Here is a 19,410-nt window from a genome sequence, read left to right as displayed (position 1 = left end):
TGGTGGCACGATTTGGCCCATGACCCTTCCCGACCATCATCTGACGCAGGGTGAGCGGCGGATCCGGGCCTTCCACCCCCATTGGAAGCGCCTCATCGGACCGGCCGTCGCTCTCGTGCTCATCGCCGCCGCCTCCGGCGCGGCGCTGTGGTTCATCCCGCCGGACTGGCAGTTCGCCCTCTACGCCAGGGCCGCCGTCGCCGTCCTCGCGCTCATCCTGCTGACGATCTGGTCGTTCACGCCCTATCTGCGCTGGAAGAACACCGGGTACGTGCTCACCACCCACCGCTTCACGATCAGCCGGGGGGTGCTCAACAAGTCCACGGACGAGATCCCGATCACCAAGGTCAACACGGTCAGCTCCGACCAGACCCTGGTGGAGCGCATGCTCGGCTGCGGCACCCTGACCGTCGAGTCCGCGAGCGACCGCGGCGAGATCGTGCTGCGCGACATCCCCCACATCCAGGACGTCCGCCACGATCTGTTCCGGCTCGTCGAGGACGCCTCGGACGGCGAGATCGACGGCCGTTGAGCAGCCAGGGGCGGCCGACGGCCGAGGAGGTCGAGCGCCTGCTGCTCGGCCGGCCGCCGCGGCACACGCGGGCCGGGGTCGCGGAGCTGAGCGGCGTGCCGCAGGAGCTGGCCGCGCGCATCTGGCGCGCCCTCGGCTTCGCCCAGCGCGCCGACGACGCCGTGGCGTTCACCGACGCCGACGTCGAGGCGCTGCGCCGGGTCCGCCACCTGCTCGACACCGGGCTGCTGGACGAGGAGACGGTCGTCCGCATGGCCCGCGCGCTCGGCCAGACCACGGCGAGGCTCGCGCAGTGGCAGGCCGAGATCATGACGAGCGCGATGCTGCCGCCCGAGCCGGGCGACGACGACCTGGCCAGGATGCTCGACGCCACGCGCGGCCTGCTGCCCGACTTCGAGCGGGTGCTCGTGCACGTCTGGCGGGCCCAGCTCGCCGCGGCCGGCACCCGGCTGCTGGCCCTCGCCGACCTCAGCGACGAGCCGCTGCTCACGCGGGTGCCGATGGCGGTGGGCTTCGCCGACCTCGTCTCCTTCACCAGCCGCTCCCGCGAGCTGACCGAGCGGGAGCTGGCCGCGCTGGTCGAGGGGTTCGAGTCGCGAGCCTCCGACGTGGTGGCCTCGCACGGCGCGCGGCTGGTCAAGACGCTGGGCGACGAGGTGCTGTTCACCGCGCCGGGCGCGGCCCAGGCCGCCGCCATCGCGCTCGACCTGGTCGAGGCCGACGAGCTGCGGATCGGGCTGGCGTACGGGCCGGTCGTGCCGATGATGGGCGACGTGTTCGGCACCACGGTCAACCTGGCCGCCCGGCTCACCGCGATAGCCCGTCCCGGCGCCGTGCTCGTGGACGCCGCGCTGGCCGCCGAGCTGGACGCCGAGCCGCACGGCTTCGCCCTGCACAGGATCAGGAAACGCCCGGCCAGGGGGCTCGGCGTGGTGCAGCCCTTTGTCTTGCGGAGATCAACCCTCTGACACAAGATGGCTGGCATGCCGTACGAAGTGCAGGGCGTCGTCGCCCGTGGTAAGGGCCAGGAAGTCTCACTCGAAACCGTCGTCGTCCCGGACCCGGGGCCGGGCGAGGCCGTCGTGAACGTACAGGCCTGCGGGGTCTGTCACACCGACCTGCACTACCGGGAGGGCGGGATCAGCGACGACTACCCGTTCCTGCTCGGTCATGAGGCGGCGGGCGTCGTGGAGGCGGTCGGCGACGGCGTGACCGAGGTCGCGCCGGGCGACTTCGTGATCCTCAACTGGCGGGCGGTGTGCGGCCAGTGCCGGGCCTGCCTGCGCGGCCGTCCCTGGTACTGCTTCAACACCCACAACGCCCGCCAGAAGATGACGCTGAAGGACGGCACCGAGCTGTCGCCGGCGCTCGGCATCGGCGCGTTCCTGGAGAAGACGCTGGTGGCCGCCGGCCAGTGCACGAAGGTCTCGGCCGACGCTCCGGCGCAGGTCGCGGGGCTGCTCGGGTGCGGCGTGATGGCCGGGATCGGCGCGGCGATCAACACCGGCGGCGTCACCCGCGGCGACAGCGTGGCGGTGATCGGCTGCGGCGGCGTCGGCGACGCGGCCGTGCTCGGCGCCTCGCTGGCCGGCGCGTCGAAGGTCATCGCGGTGGACGTGGACGAGCGCAAGCTGGAGTGGGCGCGCGGCTTCGGCGCCACCCACACGGTCAACTCGCGCGACAACGACCCGGTCGAGGCGATCCGCGAGCTGACCGGCGGGTTCGGCGCGGACGTCGTCATCGAGGCGGTCGGCCGTCCGGAGACCTATGAGCAGGCGTTCTACGCCCGCGACCTGGCGGGGACCGTCGTCCTGGTCGGTGTGCCGACCCCGGAGATGCGCATCGACCTGCCGCTGCTCGACGTGTTCGGCCGCGGCGGCGCGCTGAAGTCCTCCTGGTACGGCGACTGCCTGCCGAGCCGCGACTTCCCGATGCTCATCGACCTGTTCCTGCAGAACCGGCTGCCGCTGGACAAGTTCGTCACCGAGACCATCGCGCTCGACCAGGTCGAGGAGGCGTTCGCCAAGATGCACCGCGGCGACGTGCTGCGTTCGGTGGTGACGTTCCAGTGATCGACCGGGTCATCACCTCGGGGACGTTCTCGCTGGACGGCGGCACCTGGGAGGTCGACAACAACGTCTGGCTGGTGGGCAACCACCGCGAGGTCGTCGTCATCGACGCCGCCCACGACGCCGAGGCGATCGCCGCGCGGGTCAACGGGCGCGAGGTCAAGGCGATCCTGTGCACCCACGCCCACAACGACCACATCAACGCCGCCCGCGAGCTGGCCGAGCGCACGGGCGCGCCGATCCGGCTGCACCCGGCCGACCAGGTGCTGTGGGAGCAGGAATACGGCGACAAGCTGGGCTACGAGCCGCTGGCCGACGGCGAGCGCGTCGAGGTGGGCGGCTGCGTGCTGGAGATCCTGCACACCCCGGGGCACGCGCCGGGCGCGGTGTGCTTCCACGGGCCCGAGCTGGGCGTGCTGTTCAGCGGGGACACCCTGTTCAAGGGCGGGCCGGGGGCGACCGGGCGGTCCTACTCGTCGTTCGAGACGATCATCGACTCGATCAGGAAGCGGCTGCTGACGCTGCCGCCGGAGACGGTCGTGCACACCGGTCACGGCGACTCGACGTCGATCGGCGCCGAGGCCCCGCACCTGGAGGAGTGGATCGCGCGCGGTCACTGAAGATCACCAAGAGGTAGCTCACTGTGAGGCAGCTTACATAGGCAAGCCTAACCACAGTGGGCTACTCTTAGGTGTGCCTAACCTTAGGCGCCAGTCCCCGCTGAGAGGCCATCCCCGGAATGTATGCGTGTATTTGTCGTGCTGTGACGGAAAATGAGGTGCACGACTGCATCGCCGCCGGGGCGAAAAGTGCGAAGGAGATTCGCGACACCACTGGTGCGGGCGGGGACTGTGCCCGTTGTGTGCGGAAGATCTGTGCGATCCTGAAGCGGTCTGAAGAGTTGACGACCGCATAGCCGGACAGCAGGGGGCCCCGTCATGCAGGGCGACAAACAGATCATCGAGTTGCTCAACGAGCAGCTGACCGCCGAGCTCACCGCCATCAACCAGTACTTCCTGCACTCCAAGATGCAGGAGAACTGGGGCTACACGAAGCTGGCCGAGCACACCCGCGACGAGTCCTTCGAGGAGATGCGGCACGCGGAGCGGCTCACCGACCGCATCCTCTTCCTCGAAGGGCTGCCCAACTACCAGCGGCTCGGCACCCTGCACATCGGGCAGACCGTCGAGGAGCAGCTCCACGCCGACCTTGAGGTCGAGCTGGCGGTCGTCCAGCGCCTGCGCCCGGCGATCGCGCTCATGCGCGAGAAGGGCGACATCACCTCGGCCAACATCTTCGAGGACATCCTCCGCGACGAGGAGGAGCACATCGACTACCTGGAGACCGAGCTCGGCCTGATCAACACCCTCGGCATCCAGCTCTACCTGGCCCGTTACGCCAAGACCGAGCACAAGGACAAGGACTACTGACCCGCTGAGTGGTTCGTCCGAACCTGTGCGAAGTGGCCCGCTTCTGGGGGCCGTTTCGTTCCTAGGGTGGTCGGCATGACGAGCAAGAACGTTTCCGGTCTGCGGATCTTCCTGGCCGGCGGCGCGGGGGTGCTCGGCCGGCGCGTCATCCCGCTGCTGGTCGCGGCGGGACACACCGTGGTCGCCACCACCCGGCACGCGGCGCGTACGGGCCCGCTGCGCGACCTCGGCGCCACGCCCGCGCTGGTGGACGTCCTCGACGCCGCCGCCCTGACCGAGGCGGTCCGCGAGTCGGGGGCGGACGTGGTCATGCACCAGCTCACCGACCTGGCCGGGGGAGACCTGGCCGCCAACGCCGCGCTGCGCCGCGACGGCACCCGCAACCTGGTCGACGCCGCTCGCGCCGCCGGGGTGCGCCGGATCGTGGCGCAGAGCATCTGCTGGACGTACGTGCCGGGCGCGGGCCCCGCCCGCGAGGGCGAGCCCCTGGACCTCGGCGCGCCCGAGCCGCGCCGCAGCACCGTGGCGGGCGTGGCGGCCCTGGAGTCGGCCGTGGCCGAGCTGCCCGAGTGGGTGGTGCTGCGCTACGGCTTGCTGTACGGGCCGGGCACCTGGTTCGAGCCGCGCGGCCTGCGCGCGGCCGAGGCGCGGGAAGGAAGGCTGGTGGCGGGCGCCGACGTGACAAGCTTCGTGCACGTGGACGACGCCGCGGCAGCCGCCCTGGCGGCCCTGGACTGGCCTACGGGCCACGTCAACGTCTGCGACGACGAGCCGGCCGCCGGGCTCGACTGGGCGCCCGCGTTCTGCCGCGCGGTCGGCGCGCCCGCGCCGCCGGTGTCCGGCGCGCCGGCGAACCCGGCCGCGCGCGGCGCGGACAACCGGCATGCGCGGCGGGACCTCGGCTGGACGCCCGCGTACCCGTCGTGGCGGGAGGGTTTCCCCGCTCTCGCCAGCGATCGCGATATTCCGGACACCGGCTATTTCGGGACAATCTCGAACGGCGGGGTTGAGCATTATCGCGGTGGGCATGATGAGTCGATCCCCGTGCGCGGGAAAGCGCGGTAATTTAATCACGACCAACCGTATTTTAGTCGTGTTTGCCCAGGTCAATGGATAGGTCAACGACGAGTCAAACCGCGCGCTGTAGCCGGGAAACGATCGCTTAAGGTCCTACGATCGCTTTATGACCTGCGTACTTCTCGCCGAGGATGACACCTCGATCTCCGAGCCGCTCGCGCGCGCCCTGCGTCGCGAGGGCTATCAGGTCGAGGTTTCCCCCGACGGCCCGCAAGCCCTGGAGCGGGCCCTGTCGGGCGGCATCGATCTCATAGTTCTGGACCTCGGGCTGCCGGAGATGGACGGCCTGGAGGTGGCCCGCCGCATCCGCGCCGAGGGCCACGGGACCCCGGTCCTGATCCTCACGGCGCGCGTCGACGAGGTGGACACCGTCGTCGGGCTCGACGCCGGGGCCGACGACTACGTGACCAAGCCGTTCCGGCTGGCCGAGCTGCTGGCCCGGGTACGCGCCCTGCTGCGGCGCGGCACCTCCGAGACCCCGGTCGTTCAGGGGGTGCGCATCGACGCCGACTCCCGCCGCGCCTGGATGGGCGACAAGGAGCTGCACCTCACGACCAAGGAGTTCGACCTGCTGCGGGTGCTGGTCCGCGACGCGGGCAAGGTGGTCACCCGCGAGCAGATCATGCGCGAGGTGTGGGACACCAACTGGTGGGGCTCCACCAAGACGCTCGACATGCACATCTCCTGGCTGCGGCGCAAGCTCGGCGACGACGCCGCCAAACCGCGCTACATCACGACCGTCCGGGGAGTCGGCTTCCGGTTCGAACGCGAGTAGGCGGATGCGCCGTCGACTGCTCACCTCCACCCTGGTCGTCGCGGTCATCGCGGTCCTGTTGCTGGGGGTCCCCCTGGGCGTCGTGGTGAGCCGCCTGATCGTCGACGAGGCGGCTCAGGAGCTCGGGGCGGAGGCCAAACGTCTCGTGGGGGAGGTCGAGTACGCCCGCGTCCAGGAGACGCCGCTCGATCCTCAGCAACTGGAGCAGAAATACCCGGGCAGGTACATCCAGATCTGGGAACGCGGAACCCCCCTCCGGGTGACCGTCGTCGGCACCGCACCGGCGTCCGGTCACCTCATGACGGAGGACGCCCAGACCAACACCGGCGTCTACGTACGCATCAGCCGCGACCGCGACCAGGTCGAGCGCGACGTACGGGCCCGTCTGCTGCTCATCGTCGCCCTGGCCGTGGCCGCCCTGGCGGTGGCCGTGAGCCTGGCCGTCGTGCAGTCCCGCCGGCTGACGCTGCCCCTGCGGGACCTCGCGAAGATCGCTGAGCGGCTGGGGTCGGGCGACGCGCGGCCGAGCAAGCACCGCTACGGCATACCCGAGCTCGACCGCGTGGCCCAGGTGCTCGACCGCAGCGCGGCCCGCATCTCCGACCTGCTGACGCGGGAGCGCGAGTTCGCCACCGACGCCTCCCACCAGCTCCGCACGCCGCTCACCGGCCTCACCATGCGGCTGGAGGAGATCGTGGCCTCGGCCGGCGAGCCGGAGGTCGTCCGCGAGGAGGGTGAGGCGGCGATCGTCCAGGCCGAGCGGCTGACCGCGGTCATCGACGAGCTGCTGGCCGCGGCGCGCCGGCAGCGGCACGCCCAGGCCGAGCCGGTGTGCATCGACGAGGTGCTGATCCAGCAGGTGAGGGAGTGGGAGCCGGTGTTCAAGGACGCCCACCGCGAGCTGCGGCTGGAGGGGGCGCGCGGACTGAAGGCCCTCGCCACCACCGGCGGGTTCGGCCAGGTGGTGGCCTCGCTGCTGGAGAACTCGCTGCGGCACGGGGGCGGCAGGGTCACCGTCACCAGCACCAGCGGCGACAACTACGTGGTGGTCGAGGTGGCGGACGAGGGCCCCGGCATCGCCGACGAGATCGCTCCCAAGATCTTCGAGCGGAACGTCAGCGGCGGCGGGGGCACCGGTCTCGGCCTCACGCTGGCGCGGGCGCTGGCCGCAGCGGACGGCGGGCGGCTGGAGCTGGTGCGGCGGCGGCCGGCGACGTTCGCCGTCTTCCTGCGGCCGGCGGAGGACGACGGCCGGGGCAACCGGGTGGTCAGCGGTCCTGCCTGACGCCCTGGCCGGGCAGCTCGACCGGAATGGGCTCGGTGGCCTCCAGGAACACCCACTTCTTGTACGACCAGTAACGGAAGAGGGTGCCGAGCCCCACGCCGACGATGTTCGAGATGTTGACCGACAGCGTGTCGGTGAGGCCGAGCGTGTAGGTGGTGAAGCCGATGGTCAGGATGCCGAAGAGCAGCGCGATGCCGTTGAGCAGGAAGAACAGGAAGTATTCGCGCCCGAGCCCGGTCTGCTCGCGGTGGCGGAAGGTCCAGTAGCGGTTGCCGAGGTAGGCGAACGTGGTGGACACGACCGTCGCCGCGAGCTTCGAGGTCAGCGGGCCGAGGCCGATCACGACGTGGCAGAAGTTGAGCAGGCCGGTGTCGATCACGAAGGCGACCGCGCCGATGCTGCCGAACTTGGCCAGCTCGTGAACCAGGGACGAGAACCGCTCGTAGAGGCGCTTGACGACTTCCACGGGTCTGCTTCGGTCCCTTCTTCGCTGCCCGGCGCTGTCGCGGCTCGTCAGCCGGGCTCGATCTGTCCAGCGTACCGGCCTGGTCGTAGGGCCGGTGTCAGACGGATGAACTTACCCCGTCACGCCGTACTCATGAAATATCCAGCAATGTCGGGCGTATTCCTGGGCCGAGGACTACCCTGCGAGGCGGGCCGCTGGGCGGCCGCGCCCGCGAGGGCACCCGGAACGGCCGCCCAGCGCCCTCTCGGGCGCGCGGGCCCGCATTCGGGTGGTCCGTACGCCCCGGTAAGCTCACCTGGCGTGAGTGCTTACCGCCCCATCGGTCCGGTCGTCGGCATCGTCGGCGCAGGTCAGCTGGCCAGAATGTCCCAGCCGCCCGCCATCGCGCTCGGCGTCGAGCTGCGGGTGCTGGCCAACGCCCCCGACGAGAGCGCCGCCCGCGTCATCGTCGACACGCGCATCGGCGACTACCGCGACCTCGACGTGCTGCGTGAGTTCGCCCAGGGCTGCGACGTCATCACGTTCGACCACGAGCACGTGCCCACCGAGCACATCGAGGCGCTCATCGCCGAGGGTCACGCCGTGCATCCCGGGGCGGCGGCGCTCGTCCACGCGCAGGACAAGGCGGTCATGCGCGAGCGGCTCAGCGCCATCGGCGTGCCCTGCCCGGCCTGGGCCCGGGTGTCGTCCGCGGCCGACGTGACGGCCTTCGCCGAGCAGCACGGCTGGCCGGTCGTGCTCAAGGCGGTGCGCGGCGGCTACGACGGCCGCGGCGTGTGGGTGTGCCGCGACGCGGCCGAGGTCGAGGAGGCCCTGGCGGCGGGAGTGCCGCTCATGGCCGAGGCGTTCGTGCCGTTCGAGCGGGAGCTGTCCGTCGTGGTGGCCCGCTCGCCGCACGGCCAGGGCGTCAGCTACCCCGTCGTCGAGACCGTCCAGCAGGACGGCATCTGCGTCGAGGTGCTCGCCCCCGCGCCCGGCCTCGACCCCGAGCAGGCCGCGCAGGCCCAGCGCATCGGGCTCACCATCGCCCACGAGCTGGGCGTCACCGGGCTGCTGGCGGTCGAGCTGTTCCAGACCTCCACCGGGCTCGTGGTCAACGAGCTGGCCATGCGCCCGCACAACAGCGGCCACTGGACGATCGAGGGCGCCCGTACGTCGCAGTTCGAGCAGCACCTGCGGGCCGTGCTCGACCTGCCGCTCGGCTCGCCCACGATGACCTCGCAGGTCGTCGTCATGGCCAACCTGCTCGGCGGCGACGACCCCGACCTGTTCAAGCGGTACGAGCACGTGCTCGCCCACGACCCCGGCATCAAGCTGCACTTCTACGGCAAGCAGGTGCGGCCCGGCCGCAAGATCGGCCACGTCACGGCGGTCGGCTCCAACCTCGACGAGGTCCGCGCCCGCGCCCGCCACGCCGCCGTCCACCTCATGACAGGGGAATACACGTGAGTGAGCGCTGCGAACGAACCATCAGACACAGCATCGTGATCGTCACGTTGCCGACGAAGGAGGCGGCGTGACGATCGGCATTGTGATGGGGTCGGATTCGGACTGGCCGGTGATGAAGGCGGCGGCCGAGGCGGTCGCCGAGTTCGGGGTGCCGTTCGAGGCCGACGTCGTCTCCGCGCACCGCATGCCCACCGAGATGATCGACTACGGCCGGCAGGCCGCCTCCCGCGGCCTCCAGGTGATCATCGCCGGCGCCGGCGGGGCCGCGCACCTGCCCGGCATGCTGGCCTCCGTCACGCCGCTGCCGGTCATCGGGGTGCCGGTGCCGCTGAAGCACCTCGACGGCATGGACTCCCTGCTGTCCATCGTGCAGATGCCGGCCGGGGTGCCGGTGGCGACGGTCGCGGTGGGCGGCGCCCGCAACGCCGGGCTGCTCGCCATCCGCATCCTCGCCGCCGCCGACCCCGCCCTGCGGGCCCGGATGGAGGAGTTTCAGGAGCGGTTGAAGGAGCAGGCGTACGCGAAGGGCGAGCGGCTGCGCGCCGAGGCCAAGGAGCTGTAGCCGAGCTTCAGTTGGGACGGCCGCCGAGCTGTAGCCGGGGCGGCCGTCAGCGGTTATCGTGCCGGGATGGACGCCGTGATCCGGGCGCACGCCGCCCGCGTCCGGGCCGCGGACCCGCTGGTCGCGGGCCAGGACGAGTTACGGGGCAAAGGGCACATCGTGGCACGTGGCGCCGTCGGGCGGGCCACCGTCGAACGCGTCGATCCCGGCAGCATGCGCGCCTCCTGGTCCCCGCTGGTGGTGCACCGCCTCCAGGCGCGCGTCGCGGGCCCGTCCCCGGAGGCGGCGCTCGGCGCGCTGCTCGATGCCTGGCTGGCCGGGATCCCGCTCGACGAGCCGGGGCAGGCGCTCACCGTGACCTGGCCGAGCCGGGACGTCGCACCCGTACGCGCGCTGGCCGCCCGCAACTTCGCCCCCGTCGTGGCGCAGGCGGTGCGCGCCGGGATCGCGGGAACGGCGCAGGGCGCGGGCGTCCGCCGGGCCACGCCCGACGACCTGGAGACGCTGGCCCGCCTGTACGAGCGGCTGGTGGCCTACGACGCCCACTTCGGCTGGGTGGCGGTGCGCGCCTCGACCGCCTCGCGGATCAGGGCGTTCCTGGCCTCGGAGGTCATGCCGACGGAGTGGTGCTGGCTGGCCGAGGGGGCCGACGGCACGCCGCTCGGCTGCGTCATCGTCCAGCCGCCCGCGCACTGCGGCTGGATCGCGGGCAGCGTGGACGCCTCGCCGGTGGCGTACCTGAGCGTTCTGTACGTCGATCCTGACGCGCGGGGGCGGGGCGTCGGGGCGCTGCTCGCGGACGTGGCCCACGGGTACGCGGCGGCGCAGGGCGTACGGACCATGCTGCTCCACCACGCCCTGCCGAACCCGCTCTCGACCCCCTTCTGGGCGCGTCGCGGCTATCGTCCGCTCTACACCCAATGGGTGCGCCACCTGGGGGTGTGACCCGTTTTCAGGGGCGGCCGAGCGCCCGGTAGTGCCAGCCCGCCGAGCGCCACGTCTCGGCGTCCAGCGCGTTGCGCCCGTCCACGATGCGGCGCGCCGCCACGACCCCGCCGAGCTGCTCGGGATCGAGCGCCACGAACTCCTGCCACTCGGTGAGCAGCAGCACGACGTGCGCGCCGCGCACCGCCTCGACGACCGACTCGCCGTACTTGAGCTCGGGATGCGCCTTGCGGGCGTTGTCGAGCGCGATCGGGTCGTACACGGTGACCCGGCCGCCCTGACGCCCGATCGTCACGGCCACGTCCAGCGCCGGCGAGTCGCGGATGTCGTCGGAGTCCGGTTTGAACGCCGCCCCCAGCACGCCCACCACGCACCCGTGGAAGGACCCGCCCGCCAGCTCCCTGGCCAGGTCGACCATCCGGGCCCGGCGCCGCATGTTGATGGCGTCCACCTCGCGCAGGAACGTGAGCGCCTGGTCGGCCCCCAGCTCCCCGGCGCGGGCCATGAACGCCCGGATGTCCTTGGGCAGGCAGCCGCCGCCGAAGCCGAGCCCGGCGTTGAGGTAGCGCCCGCCGATGCGGTCGTCGTACGACAGGGCCTCCGACAGCTTCTGCACGTCGGCGTGGGCCGCCTCGCAGACCTCGGCCATCGCGTTGATGAAGGAGATCTTCGTGGCCAGGAACGCGTTCGCGGCGGTCTTGACCAGCTCGGCCGTGGCGAAGTCGGACACCACGATCGGGACGTCGCCGAGCGGCTCGTACACCTCGCGCAGCACCTTCTCGGCCCGCTCGCTGCGTACGCCGAACACGAGCCGGTCGGGGTGCATCGTGTCCTGGACCGCGTGGCCCTCGCGCAGGAACTCGGGGTTCCACGCCAGCTCGGTCAGGACCCCGGCCGGGGCGAGCCGGGCGAGCTTGTCGGCCAGGCGCTCGGCGGTGCCGACGGGGACGGTGGACTTGCCGACGACCAGGCACTCGCGATCGAGGAGCGGGGCGAGGGACTCGACGGCGGCGTCCATGTAGGACACGTCGGCGGCGTACTCGCCGCGCTTCTGTGGGGTGCCGACGCAGATGAAGTGCACGTCGCCGAAGGCGGCGATGTCCTCGTAGGAGGTGGTGAAGCGGAGACGCCCGGATTCGAGGCCGCGGCGGAGCACAGGCTCGAGTCCCGGCTCGTGGATGGGGAGCTCGCCGCTGTTGAGCCGCTGGACCTTGTCGGCGTCGATGTCGAGGCCGAGGACCTCGAAACCGAGGTCCGCCATGCAGGCCGCATGCGTGATCCCCAGGTATCCGGTCCCGATCACCGTGAGGCGATATGGCACGAGGGTGCTCCTTTCGATCGCGCACGCATGCTATCGGCCCCCCGCTGCTCCGTACGTGCCACCTGCTTCTCGGCGCAAACCGTACCGGCTGGTAACAAGAAGCTCGGACGTCCTAGTATCTGAGCATGAGCTTTCCTCTGTACGCGCCTGCCGAAGAGCACGACATGCTCCGCGAGACGGTCCGCGCCCTGGCCGACGAGAAGATCGCCCCGTACGCCGCGGCGGCCGACGAGAACGAGGAGTTCTCCTGGGACGTCTACAAGGCACTGGTCGCGGCGGACCTGCACGCCGTGCACGTGCCCGAACAGTACGGGGGCGCCGGGGCCGACGCACTGGCCACGGTGATCGTCATCGAGGAGGTGGCGCGGGCCTGCGCGTCGACCTCGCTGATCCCCGCCGTCAACAAGCTCGGCACCGTACCGCTGCTGCTGTCGGCGTCGGAGGAGCTCAAGGCCCGTTACCTGAAGCAGGTGGCGCGGGGGGAGGGGATGTTCTCGTACGCGCTGTCGGAGCCGGAGGCCGGCTCGGACGCGGCGGCCATGAAGACGCGGGCGGTCGCGGACGGCGACTCGTACGTGCTCAACGGCACCAAGATGTGGATCACCAACGCGGGCGTCTCCGAGTACTACACGGTCATGGCCGTGACCGACCCCTCCGCCGGCGCGCGCGGCATCTCCGCCTTTGTCGTTGAGAAGTCCGACGAAGGCGTCTCCTTCGGCCCGAAGGAACGCAAGCTCGGCATCAAGGGCTCGCCCACCCGCCAGGTGATCATGGACAACGTCCGCATCCCGGCCGACCGCATGATCGGCGCCCCCGGCACCGGCTTCAAGACCGCCCTCGCCACCCTGGACCACACCCGCATCACCATCGCCGCCCAGGCCCTCGGCATCGCCCAGGGGGCCCTCGACTACGCGGTGGGGTACGTCAAGGAGCGCAAGCAGTTCGGCCGGCCGGTGGCCGATTTCCAGGGTGTGCAGTTCATGCTCGCCGACATGGCGATGAAGCTGGAGGCGGCGCGGCAGCTCACGTACCACGCGGCGGCCAAGTCGGAGCGCGCCATGAACGGCGAACCCCAGAAGGACCTCACGTTCCTGTCGAGCGCGGCCAAATGCGCGGCCTCGGACGCGGCGATGGAGATCACGACGGATGCGGTGCAGCTGCTGGGCGGGTACGGGTACACGAAGGACTTTCCGGTGGAGCGCATGATGCGCGACGCCAAGATCACCCAGATCTACGAGGGCACCAACCAGATCCAGCGCATGGTCATGGCCCGCCAGCTCCTCAAGTAGGCGTTGACGAAAGGCAAGGTCTTCGCAGGGGGCGCTTCGCGCGAAAAGCTCAGGCCGTTCTCATCGGGGGGCACAGCCCCCCGAACCCCCAGCCCAAAGGCGCGGTCCTCGCGGGGGGCGCTTCGCGCCTGGGCTCGGGCAGTTTCATTGGGGGGCACGCCCCCCAAACCCCCAGCTAAACCCCGCAGCAGGCTGGCCGGCTGTCGGGCCATCGACGTGTCCGTAACGAGCCTGGGAGCGGCCGGCTTACTCAATGAGTAGGCTCCTCGCGCCAGGTACGACCCTGTTGTTCCTTCATCGCGCCTGCCCGAGCAGGATACGCAGCCAGAGCCGTGCGGCCTGGGGGGCACGCATCCGATCGGATTCGTGCTCGGTCACGCCGTCAGAACGGTAGAGCCGCCGTATGAAGTGCAGGCCGCCTGCTTGGCACAGTTCGTACACAATGCGCTGGCACTCGCAGGTGTGATCGCGCACCCGGAACCGATCATTACGAGGATCGGGCTCCTGCCAGGTGAGCCGCTCGTAGCCGGCTTGGGGCGCGGCCGGATGAATCCCGTGGTACGGCTTCCCGAAATCACCCAGGTCCGTCACAGGCTCGCCCTCGCGTTGCGCGAAAGGGTAAAGGCGAGTTCGTGTTGCCATTCCAGCTCCCGGACGAGCGCGGCGGGGTCGTCACCGCTCACTGTCTGGGCCATCCCGGCATCGATCTGTTCATTGCTCAGGGGCATCGCTCGCCGTGTGGCGTACCAGCTTCCGGGGCCGGTGTCGGTCGCGCCGCGCCAGATCACCCAGTTCGGGTACCGGGCTGCCAGTTCCTGAAGTGTCATTGGGCCAGCCGATCAGGTGGGGTCAACGTTCCTCCTAATGTAGCTACATACGTACGTAGGCGCAATCGGAAGTGCGTACAGTACTACGTAGCTTCGATGCCATGGCCATTGACCCCAGCGCCGACCGCCCGGTCTACAAGCAGCTCGCCGACCTGATCCGGGCACGCATCGAAGGGGGAGACCTGCGCCCCGGCCAGAGACTCCCCGCTGAAAGCGACTACGTGGCCGAGTTCGGCATCTCCCGAGACTCGGTCCGTCGGGCCATGGCCGTACTCAGGGGAGAGGGGCTCATCATCACCGAGCTGCGCGGCTCACGCGTCCGAGACGCAGGCGAAGCCGTTACCGTCCAGATATCCCCCGGAACCCGGGTCGCAGCTCGAATGCCTACCGAGCCCGAACGCAAGCAGCTCGGCGTAGCCGAAGGCGTGCCCATCCTGGTCATCACTGACCCAGACGGAGAAACCCACCTACTCCCTGCGGACCGCACCATCGCCAGGGCCGGTGACGAAGCGTAACCCTTGAGTCGCCCCCCACCAGACTTCATCCGAAACTCAAAACGACGTTCAATCACGCTCCGAGCCCCACCGTCCGCGTGCACAGACATGCTGAAGCGACGGTCGTGCTGATCACATAGCAGGGGCTATCGCCGCATGAAAGGGACGCCATAGGCAGGAGGCTGGCCGTTCATCAGCTCGGTCAGGTCCTCATCGGTGAGGGCAAGCTCGAAGGCGTTGCCTGCTTGCCGTGGTGTCCAGCCGTGCCTGAGCGCGGTCCGTATGATCGCCGCGACCAGCACCGGCCGTAGGGCCATCGTCCGTTCTCCCCACCATGCGTCTGGCCGTGAGCAGGGGAGCGACACCAGAAGGACGCGACCCGACGCGTCGGCCAGTTCCACCGCGAACGTCATGGGACCCCAGCTGTTGCCCTGGCAATATGTGGGCTTACGACGGATGCGCCAGCGGTATACGGTGCCATCCATAGTGATGAGCCGCGAACCCTTCTTCGGGATCGCCATGAGTAACCACCTGCCCTGTTCCGTGCGGATGTGCTGCGGGCGTTCTCCAATCAATCGGCCGAACGCTGGACCCGCCTTGCGCACCACGAGCCCGATTGAGTCGACCTTCTCCACTGTCCGGCTACGGACCAAGGTCACCCGCGGTGCCGGTTATCGCGCGGCGCTCCTGGCGATGACGTTCAAGCTCATCGAGTCCCGCTTCGAACGAGGCGTACTCGTCAAGTGTGACGAGTACGCCGCAGCATGACCAGCCATGCGGAACGCCCGCTGCTCTCCCTCGATGTCGACGGGCCGCTGCTCCCGTTCGGTGAGGACCCGCATCGTGAGCCGTCGGCCACCACGCCCGGATCACGCGTGGCGCGGCTCACCATCGAGGTGGGGCGTCGACTGGCGGCGCTGCCCTGCGAACTCGTCTGGGCCACCACCTGGGAAGAGGAGGCGAACGTCGAGATAGCACCCCGAATCGGGCTGCCGCGTCTGCCAGTCGTGACCTGGCCGGAGTCATCCGACGAGCATGAACGCGAGGACCAGTGGTTCAGGCTCTGCTGGAAGACCCGGACCCTGGTGAGCTGGGCGGCCGGACGCCCGTTCGCCTGGGTGGACGACGAGATCACCGACGCCGATCGCGACTGGGTCTCCACGCACCACAGCGGCCGTGCACTTCTTCACCACGTGGAGGCGTTCCGGGGACTCGCCGACGAAGACTTCGCGGTCCTCGATCAATGGCTTCGAGCTCTGTGATTCCTCTGACGGACAGAAGTGGGGGCTGTGGTTGGCGGGTGACAACCTCGCCGGGGCACTGATGTGGGACGGCGTGCGCTGCGTGATCAGCGTCTTCGTGGTTCACGCTCGGGAGACGGCACCCGCACTGGATTTCCGTACGGACCAGATGGCGCCCCGGCAGGTGAAGGTCTACGAGCTCGAGGACGAGGATGACCTCCTGCCGGGGCGGCGGGTGACTGAGTACGACCTGATCTTCGATGGGGTTCCCGAGCGGCTGCCCGGCTACTTGGAGGTCTGCCTGGGACGGGCCTGCGAGGTGGGTGGGGTGGCTTGGCTGGGGTTCGAGGGGTCGTTCCACTTCAGCGAGCTGTTGACGCCGGACATCGCCAGCTCGATATACGGGGTTTGCGCCTCGGGCTCGCCCGTGGAGCTGGCGTTGGAGGCGGAGGAACGGGCCGGCGAACGATGGCGGGAGGTGCTCCAGCGCCACGCGGACGCGCTCGCCACCTGACGTCACCTGTCGCGGCGGGCCAGTGCAGCGTGCGCGCCCCCACGTGCTTGCGCCGGCATTTACCGCCTCATGGCTTGGTCAGGGTTTGGAGGTCACCCCGGACCAGCATCTGGTTGGCGAACATTACGTTCGTGGTGTCGTTCAGCGTCAGAACGGCCCGCAGCACGGTGTGATCGTCCGAGCTGACCCGGTCGTGCGCGATCTGCGCGGCATGCTTTCCGTACGTCCCGCCGTCACCCATGGTCCCCGTCGGGACGAGGCGGGTCGTCAGGGCGCGTTCGACGTCGGCGGTGGCGGATGCCGACGGCAGTACGCAGACGACGTTGACGGGCCGGTCTTTCAGGTCGGCTGGGCGGCGCAGCCCCACCCCGTACAGGGTGACGGTTTCACTGGGCGAAGTCGTGATCGTGGCGGCGGCGACGTCGCCGAGGCAGGAGGCCATGGCAGCGTACGCCGGCTTGTCGGCCAGCGTGGTGTCCCCGCCCAGGACGGCGGTGAGGGGGTCGGGGGACGAGGCCGTGGCGACCAGGGAGTCGGTGACCACGACCTGGTTGAGCTGGTTGGTAACGCCGGGAACGATCGTGCGGGACAGGTCGATCTCGTCGCCGGGGGAGAACGAGAGCCCTTCGTGGCCGCCCATCTCACGGGGCTTGGCGCCGTGGGCGGTCAGCTTCTTGCGTACGGCGTCCGCATCGACGTCGCCGTCGAACCGGAACGCCTGCTGCGGAGGCACGCCGATCGAGATCGCCCGCGTACCGGCCGTGGGGGTCATGCCCGTGGCCTCCGGCAGGGCCGCCGCGGCTGAGGCGAAGCTGCCCAGGCCGGAGACGGATGCGGGTAACCAGCGGCGGGCCTCGGCGGCGCCCGCCTTGACGCCCAGGTCACGCCACCAAGCCGGTTCGCCGTACTCGAAGTACGCGGCGGCGGGTCCCTCTCCGGAGACGGCGGCCATCGCTTCCTTCAGGCCGCCTTCGCCGGAGTTCTGCCCACATCCGGTCAGGGCCAGCAGTGCTGTCAGTGCCACGGTGATTCTTCGCATGGGCGCGAGCGTAGTTGGCTACTCAGTCGTTCAGGTGGGCCAGGGCGGTGCTGGTCACGCGTACGGCGTCGTCGATCCAGGCCGGGATGGGCTCGCCGATGAGCGGCCGGACGATGCCGTAGGGGGAGTCGCGGCACGCCAGGGCGATCACCTCCAGTCCGTGCGGGGTGATGCGGCCGTAGCGGCGTTCGTGGTAGATCGAGCCCGAAGGGGCTCCGAGCAGCGCGGTGACGTGGCCGATGGTGGCCGAGCGCCAGTGCTCGAAGGCCGCGTCCCGTGCCGCGTCAAGAATCTGGTCGTGGGTGAACGAGGGCCCCATGAGGCTGATTCGCCCGGCCTCATGGGTCCGTTCTCCGGCGTTCACGGCTTCAGGGTGAGCTTCTTCCTGGACGGTCCCGGAAACACCACGACCAGGTGCTGTTCCTCCCCTCCGGCGTCGGTCCGTACGTAGACGCGGAGCCGGTAGCGGCCCTTGCCCTTGATCGCCAGGTTCGGCATCGGGGCGCCCGCGCCCACCTCGCCCCCGTCCAACTCCGGGACGGTGAGCCGGCCGGTGCGGCTGACGATCGGCACCTCCTCGACCTGCTGCCACCCGGCCGTCCGCCGGGGCGGCGCGGTGCGGAACGCCTTCACGGTGAGGCACAGGTCGGAGACGTCCTCGATGTGCCCGACGAGCGCGGAGTTGCGGCCGACGGTGACGAGGCCGTCGCCGCTGTACAGCTTGTCCTCCTCCTCCTCGGCCGCTTCGTCTCCGGGGTCGTGGACCAGGTAGCCGGGATCGCCGTCCACGAACAGGAAGTATTTGGCCGTGGCCTGGACGACGCCCTTCGTGCGGGGCCACGGGTCGCGGCACTTCGCGTTCTCCTCGGCGATGTAGGCGTCGTTCGCCGCCTGCGTCTCCTCGGCCGAGCGCAGCAGTTCGGGATGGGTCGCGCCGATGATCTCGGGGCAGACGTAGACGAGGTCCCACGGGTCCACGCCCCAGGACGGCCGCGCGCTTCCTGCACGCGTCAGGATCGCCACCTGCTCGTCGCGGTCCTTCGCCCGGCACAGCGCCCGCCCGTACGCGAGGATCGCCTGGTCCGACATACTGTCCGGGAACATGGGCGGGCCTCCGCCGTCCATGCCTCGCGCCACGCACAGGAACACGGCGTCGCGTTGCGCGGGCTTCAGGTCGCCGAAGCTGGGCCGGTCATAGCAGTCCGTCGACCAGCCGGTGTAGGTGAGGCGCGCGGCCTGCTCCGGGTGGATCATCGCGATGATCGGCAGGACGGTCACGGTCGCCACCGCGACGCGGATCACCCGCAGCCTGGCGGGTGGAAGATCCGGTACGGGGTTCTCGGTGGGCAACTCGCGGGCGGTCGCCGCCATCCACACGGTGGTGACGAGCCCCATCGCGTCCAGCATGACCGGCAACACCAGACCGCCGCCCGGGAACTGTCCGGCGAGCAGGTTGAGCGGGATCAACAGCGTGTAGACACCCATGGACGCCCACCCCGCGATCAGCGTGCCGCGGCTCCATCGGCCGTCGCGCCACTGCCCGACGACCGTGAGGACGGTCGCCGCCGCACTGCCCAGCATCAGGCCCAGCACGACGACCTCGCCCCAGTGGACCTGAGGGAGGTCGAGGTCGTCGAGCAGTTGGTCGGCCATCCCGGCCAACTCGACCGCGAACAGCGCTGCGGCCGCCGCGCGCAGCAGGCGGGACCGCCAACGGATGACGAGCAGGTAGAGGACGTCGATCGCGGTCCACAGCGCGAGCTGGAATGCCGTGTCGACCGCGTCGGGGAGCAGCCCGATCGGGTACCACAGCACGAGGGCGTACGCCACCGCCAGATACAGCAGCCGGCGCAGCGCTCTCGCCCGGCGATCCAGTGGTCCCGGCAGGGGAGCACGCAGGATCAACCACAGGAACGCGGCCTTCACCAGGGCGGTCACGAGCAGCATCACGGTCGTCGAGGTGTCGAATCCGGCGCGCTCGCCGTACGGCGGCGACCATTGGACGGCCATCCAGAGCCAGTCGTCGCCGAACACCAGGCCCGCGACGGTCGCCGCAAGAACCAGACCTACTGAGCCGATCCTGATAACCCGCCAT

The 19,410-nt window shown here is 70.2% G+C and carries 24 protein-coding genes and 1 pseudogene; 17 read left to right on the top strand and 8 right to left on the bottom strand.

The genetic code is table 11. From position 1 onward, the window contains the following. The first annotated feature begins 19 nt into the window (after positions 1 to 19). The 9 genes from ABD292_RS22725 (at position 20) to ABD292_RS22685 (ending at position 7,168) form a co-directional block, all read left to right on the top strand. Positions 20 to 532, top strand: a complete 513-nt coding sequence (locus tag ABD292_RS22725) for a PH domain-containing protein (RefSeq protein WP_344210352.1) — start codon at positions 20 to 22, stop codon at positions 530 to 532. Further along, positions 529 to 1,500, top strand: a complete 972-nt coding sequence (locus ABD292_RS22720; protein WP_344210350.1) for an adenylate/guanylate cyclase domain-containing protein — start codon at positions 529 to 531, stop codon at positions 1,498 to 1,500. Before ABD292_RS22725 ends, ABD292_RS22720 begins: the two co-directional genes overlap by 4 nt. 15 nt (positions 1,501 to 1,515) lie before the next feature. Further along, entirely contained in the window at positions 1,516 to 2,604 is a 1,089-nt protein-coding gene (locus tag ABD292_RS22715; protein ID WP_344210348.1) for an S-(hydroxymethyl)mycothiol dehydrogenase, read from the top strand. Further along, a complete protein-coding gene (locus tag ABD292_RS22710; RefSeq protein ID WP_344210346.1) occupies positions 2,601 to 3,221 on the top strand; it encodes an MBL fold metallo-hydrolase in 621 nt (206 codons plus the stop codon). The genes ABD292_RS22715 and ABD292_RS22710 overlap by 4 nt, the downstream gene beginning before the upstream one ends. Before the next feature lie 119 nt (positions 3,222 to 3,340). Next, the gene (locus tag ABD292_RS22705) at positions 3,341 to 3,517 is read left to right on the top strand and encodes a (2Fe-2S)-binding protein (RefSeq protein ID WP_344210344.1); all 177 of its coding nucleotides are present in this window, start codon (positions 3,341 to 3,343) and stop codon (positions 3,515 to 3,517) included. Positions 3,518 to 3,539: 22 nt separating this feature from the next. Further along, positions 3,540 to 4,031 carry a bacterioferritin gene (bfr, locus tag ABD292_RS22700; protein WP_344210342.1) on the top strand — a complete coding sequence of 164 codons (492 nt, stop codon included), beginning with the start codon at positions 3,540 to 3,542 and terminating at the stop codon, positions 4,029 to 4,031. A gap of 75 nt (positions 4,032 to 4,106) precedes the next feature. After that, positions 4,107 to 5,096 (top strand): NAD-dependent epimerase/dehydratase family protein, encoded by a 990-nt coding sequence (locus tag ABD292_RS22695; protein WP_344210340.1) that lies wholly within the window; start codon positions 4,107 to 4,109, stop codon positions 5,094 to 5,096. 118 nt (positions 5,097 to 5,214) lie between these two features. Continuing rightward, positions 5,215 to 5,883 (top strand): response regulator transcription factor, encoded by a 669-nt coding sequence (locus tag ABD292_RS22690; RefSeq protein WP_012888073.1) that lies wholly within the window; start codon positions 5,215 to 5,217, stop codon positions 5,881 to 5,883. 4 nt (positions 5,884 to 5,887) lie between these two features. After that, positions 5,888 to 7,168 carry an ATP-binding protein gene (locus ABD292_RS22685; RefSeq protein ID WP_344210338.1) on the top strand — a complete coding sequence of 427 codons (1,281 nt, stop codon included), beginning with the start codon at positions 5,888 to 5,890 and terminating at the stop codon, positions 7,166 to 7,168. Here ABD292_RS22685 and ABD292_RS22680 read toward each other — a convergent pair. Beyond that, entirely contained in the window at positions 7,152 to 7,634 is a 483-nt protein-coding gene (locus ABD292_RS22680; protein WP_344210336.1) for a GtrA family protein, read from the bottom strand. The two genes, ABD292_RS22685 and ABD292_RS22680, sit on opposite strands and share 17 nt — an antisense overlap. 300 nt (positions 7,635 to 7,934) lie before the next feature. Between ABD292_RS22680 and ABD292_RS22675 the strand changes: the two genes are divergently transcribed. The 3 genes from ABD292_RS22675 (at position 7,935) to ABD292_RS22665 (ending at position 10,590) form a co-directional block, all read left to right on the top strand. Further along, positions 7,935 to 9,083 carry a 5-(carboxyamino)imidazole ribonucleotide synthase gene (locus ABD292_RS22675; RefSeq protein ID WP_344210334.1) on the top strand — a complete coding sequence of 383 codons (1,149 nt, stop codon included), beginning with the start codon at positions 7,935 to 7,937 and terminating at the stop codon, positions 9,081 to 9,083. 85 nt (positions 9,084 to 9,168) lie between these two features. Further along, complete coding sequence (purE, locus tag ABD292_RS22670; protein ID WP_344210474.1) at positions 9,169 to 9,645, top strand: 5-(carboxyamino)imidazole ribonucleotide mutase; 477 nt, start codon at positions 9,169 to 9,171, stop codon at positions 9,643 to 9,645. A gap of 66 nt (positions 9,646 to 9,711) precedes the next feature. Further along, entirely contained in the window at positions 9,712 to 10,590 is an 879-nt protein-coding gene (locus ABD292_RS22665) for a GNAT family N-acetyltransferase (protein ID WP_344210333.1), read from the top strand. A 7-nt stretch (positions 10,591 to 10,597) separates the two neighbouring features. On the opposite strand, the gene ABD292_RS22660 is transcribed toward ABD292_RS22665, so the two are convergent. Continuing rightward, complete coding sequence (locus ABD292_RS22660; RefSeq protein WP_344210331.1) at positions 10,598 to 11,911, bottom strand: UDP-glucose dehydrogenase family protein; 1,314 nt, start codon at positions 11,909 to 11,911, stop codon at positions 10,598 to 10,600. Positions 11,912 to 12,036: 125 nt separating this feature from the next. Between ABD292_RS22660 and ABD292_RS22655 the strand changes: the two genes are divergently transcribed. Continuing rightward, positions 12,037 to 13,200 carry an acyl-CoA dehydrogenase family protein gene (locus ABD292_RS22655; protein WP_344210329.1) on the top strand — a complete coding sequence of 388 codons (1,164 nt, stop codon included), beginning with the start codon at positions 12,037 to 12,039 and terminating at the stop codon, positions 13,198 to 13,200. A gap of 294 nt (positions 13,201 to 13,494) precedes the next feature. Here the strand turns inward: ABD292_RS22655 and ABD292_RS22650 are convergent, their stop codons facing one another. Beyond that, complete coding sequence (locus tag ABD292_RS22650) at positions 13,495 to 13,791, bottom strand: hypothetical protein (protein ID WP_344210327.1); 297 nt, start codon at positions 13,789 to 13,791, stop codon at positions 13,495 to 13,497. Then, on the bottom strand, positions 13,788 to 14,027 hold the full coding sequence (locus ABD292_RS22645; protein ID WP_344210325.1) for a hypothetical protein: 240 nt from the start codon (positions 14,025 to 14,027) through the stop codon (positions 13,788 to 13,790). Before ABD292_RS22645 ends, ABD292_RS22650 begins: the two co-directional genes overlap by 4 nt. Positions 14,028 to 14,128: 101 nt before the next feature. Here ABD292_RS22645 and ABD292_RS22640 point away from each other — a divergent pair, with 101 nt between their 5' ends. Beyond that, positions 14,129 to 14,542 carry a GntR family transcriptional regulator gene (locus ABD292_RS22640; protein ID WP_344210323.1) on the top strand — a complete coding sequence of 138 codons (414 nt, stop codon included), beginning with the start codon at positions 14,129 to 14,131 and terminating at the stop codon, positions 14,540 to 14,542. A 125-nt stretch (positions 14,543 to 14,667) separates the two neighbouring features. On the opposite strand, the gene ABD292_RS22635 is transcribed toward ABD292_RS22640, so the two are convergent. Further along, on the bottom strand, positions 14,668 to 15,042 hold the full coding sequence (locus ABD292_RS22635) for a hypothetical protein (RefSeq protein ID WP_344210321.1): 375 nt from the start codon (positions 15,040 to 15,042) through the stop codon (positions 14,668 to 14,670). Positions 15,043 to 15,069: 27 nt separating this feature from the next. Between ABD292_RS22635 and ABD292_RS49005 the strand changes: the two are divergent. The 3 genes and pseudogenes from ABD292_RS49005 to ABD292_RS22625 form a co-directional block, all read left to right on the top strand. Further along, positions 15,070 to 15,289 (top strand): annotated as a pseudogene (locus ABD292_RS49005) (IS256 family transposase); the annotation flags it as partial. Continuing rightward, positions 15,286 to 15,783, top strand: coding sequence for an HAD domain-containing protein (locus ABD292_RS22630; RefSeq protein WP_344210319.1), 498 nt, complete (start codon positions 15,286 to 15,288; stop codon positions 15,781 to 15,783). The pseudogene ABD292_RS49005 and the gene ABD292_RS22630, both read left to right, overlap by 4 nt. 31 nt (positions 15,784 to 15,814) lie before the next feature. Next, positions 15,815 to 16,276: a hypothetical protein gene (locus tag ABD292_RS22625; RefSeq protein ID WP_344210317.1), complete on the top strand. Its 462-nt coding sequence runs from the start codon at positions 15,815 to 15,817 to the stop codon at positions 16,274 to 16,276. A 67-nt stretch (positions 16,277 to 16,343) separates the two neighbouring features. Here ABD292_RS22625 and ABD292_RS22620 read toward each other — a convergent pair whose 3' ends face one another. The 3 genes from ABD292_RS22620 to ABD292_RS22610 are packed head-to-tail and all read right to left on the bottom strand — an operon-like array spanning position 16,344 to position 19,349. After that, the gene (locus ABD292_RS22620) at positions 16,344 to 17,315 is read right to left on the bottom strand and encodes a lipoprotein (protein WP_344210315.1); all 972 of its coding nucleotides are present in this window, start codon (positions 17,313 to 17,315) and stop codon (positions 16,344 to 16,346) included. Positions 17,316 to 17,337: 22 nt separating this feature from the next. Then, positions 17,338 to 17,679, bottom strand: a complete 342-nt coding sequence (locus tag ABD292_RS22615) for a hypothetical protein (RefSeq protein WP_344210313.1) — start codon at positions 17,677 to 17,679, stop codon at positions 17,338 to 17,340. Continuing rightward, on the bottom strand, positions 17,676 to 19,349 hold the full coding sequence (locus ABD292_RS22610) for a hypothetical protein (protein WP_344210311.1): 1,674 nt from the start codon (positions 19,347 to 19,349) through the stop codon (positions 17,676 to 17,678). Before ABD292_RS22610 ends, ABD292_RS22615 begins: the two co-directional genes overlap by 4 nt. Positions 19,350 to 19,410: the final 61 nt, after the last annotated feature.

Source organism: Nonomuraea bangladeshensis (genome assembly GCF_039529455.1).
GTDB classification, from domain to species: Bacteria; Actinomycetota; Actinomycetes; order Streptosporangiales; family Streptosporangiaceae; genus Nonomuraea; species Nonomuraea bangladeshensis.
This window is presented reverse-complemented; position numbering and strand designations above follow the sequence as displayed.

Bases quoted from the DNA above. Each gene is read 5' to 3' on its own strand.
- ABD292_RS22725 (WP_344210352.1), top strand. From the start codon at position 20: ATGACCCTTCCCGACCATCATCTGACGCAGGGTGAGCGGCGGATCCGG.
- ABD292_RS22715 (WP_344210348.1), top strand. From the start codon at position 1,516: ATGCCGTACGAAGTGCAGGGCGTCGTCGCCCGTGGTAAGGGCCAGGAA.
- ABD292_RS22705 (WP_344210344.1), top strand. From the start codon at position 3,341: ATGTATGCGTGTATTTGTCGTGCTGTGACGGAAAATGAGGTGCACGAC.
- bfr (WP_344210342.1), top strand. From the start codon at position 3,540: ATGCAGGGCGACAAACAGATCATCGAGTTGCTCAACGAGCAGCTGACC.
- ABD292_RS22695 (WP_344210340.1), top strand. From the start codon at position 4,107: ATGACGAGCAAGAACGTTTCCGGTCTGCGGATCTTCCTGGCCGGCGGC.
- ABD292_RS22690 (WP_012888073.1), top strand. From the start codon at position 5,215: ATGACCTGCGTACTTCTCGCCGAGGATGACACCTCGATCTCCGAGCCG.
- ABD292_RS22685 (WP_344210338.1), top strand. From the start codon at position 5,888: ATGCGCCGTCGACTGCTCACCTCCACCCTGGTCGTCGCGGTCATCGCG.
- purE (WP_344210474.1), top strand. From the start codon at position 9,169: ATGGGGTCGGATTCGGACTGGCCGGTGATGAAGGCGGCGGCCGAGGCG.
- ABD292_RS22665 (WP_344210333.1), top strand. From the start codon at position 9,712: ATGGACGCCGTGATCCGGGCGCACGCCGCCCGCGTCCGGGCCGCGGAC.
- ABD292_RS22655 (WP_344210329.1), top strand. From the start codon at position 12,037: ATGAGCTTTCCTCTGTACGCGCCTGCCGAAGAGCACGACATGCTCCGC.
- ABD292_RS22645 (WP_344210325.1), bottom strand. From the start codon at position 14,027: ATGACACTTCAGGAACTGGCAGCCCGGTACCCGAACTGGGTGATCTGG.
- ABD292_RS22640 (WP_344210323.1), top strand. From the start codon at position 14,129: ATGGCCATTGACCCCAGCGCCGACCGCCCGGTCTACAAGCAGCTCGCC.
- ABD292_RS22635 (WP_344210321.1), bottom strand. From the start codon at position 15,042: ATGGCGATCCCGAAGAAGGGTTCGCGGCTCATCACTATGGATGGCACC.
- ABD292_RS22630 (WP_344210319.1), top strand. From the start codon at position 15,286: ATGACCAGCCATGCGGAACGCCCGCTGCTCTCCCTCGATGTCGACGGG.
- ABD292_RS22620 (WP_344210315.1), bottom strand. From the start codon at position 17,315: ATGCGAAGAATCACCGTGGCACTGACAGCACTGCTGGCCCTGACCGGA.